We start from the raw sequence: 5444 nt of genomic DNA on the forward strand, positions 1-5444 counted from the left end.
CGGCATTGAGGCTCTGGGCCGACGCCGGTCGCAGTTCACCGATTACCGCCTGGCTCATCTGACCTGCCCTTCTGGTACGCCTGGTACGGAGAGGACAGCCCTGACGCTAGGAATTCGTAATGAAGTAATTAATGCAAGCCAATATGCGTCTTCGCAGGTCACGGGCTCGCGAGGACCCCGAAGTGAACAAGTTATTTCATTCCGAATCCTAGGCGGGCCAGGGCTGTCCCGCCGCCCAACATTGAGCCTTTTCCATCGCACGTCTGCCGGGTGAGGTTGTCGCAGGTCGGAGTCGACGACGGAAAAGTCTCACCGAGCAGGTCAACCTTTTTCGCGGCGGCTCTCCCGCAGCATCAGCGACACCAGGAACGCCACGACCACCAGCGGCACCGCGATGAGGAAAAGGTCGGTGAGGGCGTCGGTGTACGTGCCGATCGCCGCGTTCCGCTCGGTTTCGGGCAGCGCCCGCAGCGCGGGAATGCTCTCGGTCGTGCCGTCGCTCGCCAGCCTGGCGGCGAGCACCGAGCCGAGAACGGCGACGCCGATCGCCGACCCCAGGCGCTGGAAGAAGTTCACCATGCCGGTGGCCGCGCCGATGTCCTTCATCTCCACCGAGTTCTGCACCGCGGTGATGACGGGCTGCATCACACAGCCGACGCCCACGCCGAACAGCAGCGAGTACACGGCGACCAGCCAGTACGAGATGTCGACGTCCACGAAGGACAGCAGGGCCAGCGAGACCGCCAGCACCGCCGAGCCCGCCACCGGGAACAGCTTGTAGCGGCCGGTACGACTGATCAGGATTCCGGACCCCATGGAGGCGGCCACCAGGCCGAGCATCGCGGGCAGCATGGCGACGCCCGACAGGGTGGCCGAGTAGCCTCTGACCGCCTGGAAGTACAGCGACAGGAACACGATGCCGGTGAACATCGCCGCGCCGGACAGGAACCCGAACAGGGTGGCGATGCCGACACCTCGGTTGCCGAACAGCGACATCGGCGTGATAGGCTCCGCGGCGTGCCGCTCCGCCAGCACGAACGCCACCGCCAGCACCACCCCCGCGGCGAGCAGCGCCAACGCGCCCGGCGAGGCCCAGCCCAGCTCGTTGCCCGCTCAGTTCAGGTACAGCAGGGTGCAGGTGACCGTACCGACCACGAGCACCGCGCCCAGCGCGTCGATCTGGTGGCCGCGCTGCGGAGTCCTGACGCCGCGCAGACCGGCGGACGCCGCGAACAGGGCGAGGATGCCGACCGGCAGGTTGACGAGGAACACCCACCGCCAGCCCGGCCCGTCGGCGAAGAAGCCGCCCACGAGCGGACCGCCCACGCTGGCCAGACCGAACACCGCGCCGAACGCACCCTGGTAGCGACCGCGCTCGGCGGGCGGCACCACGTCCGCGATCACCGACAGCGCGAGCACGAACAGCCCGCCCGCGCCGACGCCCTGGACCGCCTGAAACACGACCAGGTGCCAGATCTCCTGCGCGACGGCGCACAGCAGCGAGCCGACGACGAACACCACGATGGCCACCTGGAACACCGCGCGGCGGCCGTACAGATCCGAGACCTTGCCCCACAACGGCGTCGTGGCCATGGAGGTCACCAGGTAGATCGTCACAACCCAGGGCAGGCTGCCCACACCGCCCAGGTCGCCGACGATCAGCGGCAGCGCGGTGCTGACCACCGTCTGGTCGAGGGCGGACAGGAGCATGCCGACCATGACGCCGCCCACCGCGAGGTGCACCTGCCTGGCGGGCACGGGCGGCGCCTGCGTCGACAGCTGTGCCGTGGAGTCCATGAGTACGCGGGTTTCCTCTCCCTCCGCGCAAGCGGTTCCCTGTCAGCGTGCGACCGGCACAGGGTCGACGAACCTCAGTTCGAGGAGCCCGGTGCGGCTACGCCGTGCGGCGGGAACGCCCGTCGGTCCCGCGGGTGCGCGAACCTCGTTCGCGTCGTTCCGGGCCCGGTCCAGCCACAGCCTGCGCCGCTGGTAGGAGGGCGGAGGCAGGGGCTGACGGGTCTGCCGGGCGCGCAGCGTGTCGGGCAGCCCGCTGACGACGACATGCGCGTTCGTGCCGCCCAGGCCGAACGAGCTCAGTCCGGCCACGCGGCGCTCCGGCGGCGCGGGCCAGTCCGTGGTCGCGGTCGCGGGCCGGAACGGTGACCGTTCGAAGTCGAACCTCGGGTTGGGACGTTCGCAGAACAGGGTGGCCGGGACGCGGCCGTGTTCCACCGCCAGCGACACATTGATCAGCCCGGCCACACCCGCCGCGCACAGCAGGTGGCTGACATTGGACTTGAGGCTGCCGACGGCGCAGAAGCCGGTGCGGGTGGAGATCTCCCGGTAGACCCGGGTGAGCGCCTGAAGCTCGATCGGATCGCCGATCATGGTAGTGGTGCCGTGCGCCTCGACCAGGCCGATCTCGTCGGCACTCCGGCCGGCGGCATGCAGCGCCGCGCGGACGACGTCGGCCTGGGCGGTGACGTTGGGGGTGGTGACACCGATGGTGTGGCCGTCGTTGTTGACCTCGACCGCCTCGATGACCGCGTGCACCCTGTCCCCGTCGGCCAGCGCCTTCGCCAGCGGCTTGAGCAGAACCGCGCCGCAGCCCTCACCGGGCACGATCCCGTCGGCGCGCTGGTCCATCGGGCGGCACACACCGGTGGGCGAGATCACCCCGGCCGCGCTGAACTCCAGGTACGCCTGTTCGTCCAACAGGATCTCCACGCCGCCCGCGACCGCCATCTCCGCGTCGCCCGCGAGCAGCATCCGCGTGGCCAGGTGGACGCTCACCAGGGCGGACGAGCAGGCGCTGTCCACCACCAGGTTCGGACCGGTGAGGTTGAAGCGGTGCGCCACCTGCGCGGCCAGGAAGTTCTGGTCGGACTGCAGGACACTGGGCCGCAGCGCCGCCCGCCGTCCGTAGGCGGAGATGCGCCCGCCGACCACGACCGCGACCCGGCGGCCCCACACCTCGTCGCGGGTGTAGCCGCCGTCGTGCAGACAGTCCAGGGTCGATTCGAGGAACAGGCGGATACCGGGGTCGAGGGCCGTGGCCTCCTCGTCGGTGAGGCCGAACCGCTCCGGGTCGAAGTCGGCGAGGCCGTCGACGAAGCCGCCCCACCTGCTGACGCTGCGGCCGAGCTGAGGCCGGGGGTCGTAGAGCCGCTCGGTGTCCCAACGGTCCCGGGGCACCTCGGCGACCGAGTGCCGTTCGTCCAGCAGGTTGCGCCAGAACGTGGCGACGTCCGGCGCGCCCGGGAACCGCCCGGCCATGCCAATGATCGCGATTCTGCGGTCGTCGGGATCGCAGCGCGGGGGGATGACCTCGGCTCGACCGGTCGGCGCGGGTGCGACGCGACCGAGTTCCGGCTCGACATGCGGCGTTCCGGCTCTCTCCCCCGGCTCGGAGATGGTGACGCCCTCCGCCGGGGCGGTGAAGGTGATGCCCTCCGCCACGAGGTAGCCGGCGAGACCCGCCGCGCTCGGGAACTCCATCAGCACCGACGGCGGCAGGTGGCGGCCGACCTCGCGCTCCACCAGTTCCAGCAGCTCGGCCAGGACCACGGAGTCGACGCCGATGTCCCCGAAGTCCGCTTCGGCGTCGAAGCTCGATGCCGGGATATCCAGAGCGGGCGCGAAGATCCCCACCAGGCGCGCAGCCACGTCCTCCACGGACCTCAGCGGCTCGGGCGGCGCCGCGACCGGGCCGGGCACCGCGACCAGATCTGGCGGCGCAGTCGGGTCGGGCAACGCAGTCGGGTCGGGCGGCGCCGTCCTGGCGTCGAGCAGCGAGTTCAGGTCGAGGTCGGGCGACAGCGGCCGCACCGGGAGAACCACCCCGCCCCACGGCATGGCCACCACCCCTTCCAGCGCGTGCAACGCCTCGGCGTCGCGCAACGACCCGAGCCCGACCGGCTCACCGACGTTCGGCCCGCCGCGGCCCGACCCGCTGTCCTGCCACATCGGCCACGCCACCGACCGCAGCCACGGCCTGCCCGCCCGCGCGTGCCGCGCCACCACGAAATCCATCGCCGCGTTGGCCGCCGCGTACTCCGACACCCCGACCGCCATCCTCGGCACCAGCGCGGACACCGACGAGAACGTCAGGAAGAACGCCAGGCGGTCGACCGACGTGAGGTCCAGCAGCCGCTCCAGGGCATCGACCTTCGGCCTGAACACCGCCGCCACGGACGCCGAGTCGCCGCGGGTGAACGCCCCGGGCCGGGCCGCCGGTCCGCCGGCGCAGTGCACGACGCCACCGATCGGTCCCAGCTCGCGCCGCACCCGGTCCAGGAACGACCCGAGCGCGGCCCCGTCGGTCAACGTGCCCGTGTGCACCTCGACCCGCGCTCCGGCGCGGCGCAGGTCGCGCACCGCGCGCACGCGCTCGGCGGCAGCCGCGTCGAGCAGGCCATCCCACCGTTCCTCGGGCGGCAGCGGATGGCGGCCGAGCAGCGCGATGCGGCGCGCACCCCGCTCCACCAGATGGGCCGCGACCCGCGCGCCCAGGCCGCGCGTCCCGCCGGTCACCACGTACGCCTGGTCCGGCGACACCGGCAGCGGCCGGTGCCGGGTCAGGGCCGGCCGCAGCACGGGCCGGTAGCGCAGGCCGTTGCGATGGCACACCTCGGCCTTCGCCGCGGGCAGGTGCCACTCGCCCCACAGCGCGGTCAGCAGCTGCTCCACACGCTCGGCAGGCACATCGGTGTCCAGCGCCGTCGTGACGACCTTCGCGTACTCGGCGCCGAGCATCCGCACGAACCCGACCATCCGGGCGCCCGCTGTGCCCGGCGGCGGGCCGTCGAGGTCCTGGAGACCGCGGGTGACGACCAGCCCTCGCAGCCCGGTGGTACGCCCCGCCGCGACGACGGCGCGGAGCAGGACGAGGCGGCGGTCGGTCGAGCCCGGGTCGTCCTCGGTCCGGTCGAGGTCGGTCAGGTCGATCCAGCCGGTGACCCGCGGCAGGCGGTCGAGGATGCCGGCCGGGTCGGCGAGGTCGTGCTCGGCGACGGGTACGACGCCCGGATGGCCCCGCGCGAGCCGGGCGGCGAGGTCCGCGGTCGTCCGCCGGTGCAGGCACAGGATGGTGCCCTCGACCGGGGCAGCGCCGGACGGGACGGCGCCGACCGGCAGCCACTGCCGTTCCACCAACGTGACCTCGCGCGGCTCGGGTACCCCTGGTCGCCCCCGCAACTCCACCACCTCGGCCGGCTCGGGCGCCGCCGGTGGCTGCCGTTCCGTCAGCTCGGCCTCGGTCGGCTCGGTCGGCTCGGGCGCCCCTGGTGGTCCGGGCGGAGCCGTCGGCGCGGCCGACCCGGTCAACCGGCAGGGCATCCGCGCGAACGGGTACGACGGCAGGGGCACGACCACCCGCGGCGCGGGGTGCAGGGCAGCCCAGCCGACCGCGCCGCCCGCCACCCAGTGTTCGGCCAGCGCGTCGA

3 protein-coding genes are annotated in these 5444 nt (G+C 72.5%); all 3 read right to left on the minus strand.

Annotated features, from left to right (window positions below; genetic code table 11):
* Positions 1-321: 321 nt before the first annotated feature.
* Positions 322-1077, minus strand: coding sequence for an MFS transporter (locus AC08OT_RS18885; protein WP_476592327.1), 756 nt, complete (start codon positions 1075-1077; stop codon positions 322-324).
* A 36-nt stretch (positions 1078-1113) separates the two neighbouring features.
* On the minus strand, positions 1114-1797 hold the full coding sequence (locus AC08OT_RS18890) for an MFS transporter (protein ID WP_476592328.1): 684 nt from the start codon (positions 1795-1797) through the stop codon (positions 1114-1116).
* A gap of 42 nt (positions 1798-1839) precedes the next feature.
* On the minus strand, positions 1840-5444 hold a 3605-nt coding region (locus AC08OT_RS18895; protein WP_476603124.1), incomplete at its 5' end, for an SDR family NAD(P)-dependent oxidoreductase.

Source organism: Frankia sp. CgJB1 (genome assembly GCF_977947065.1).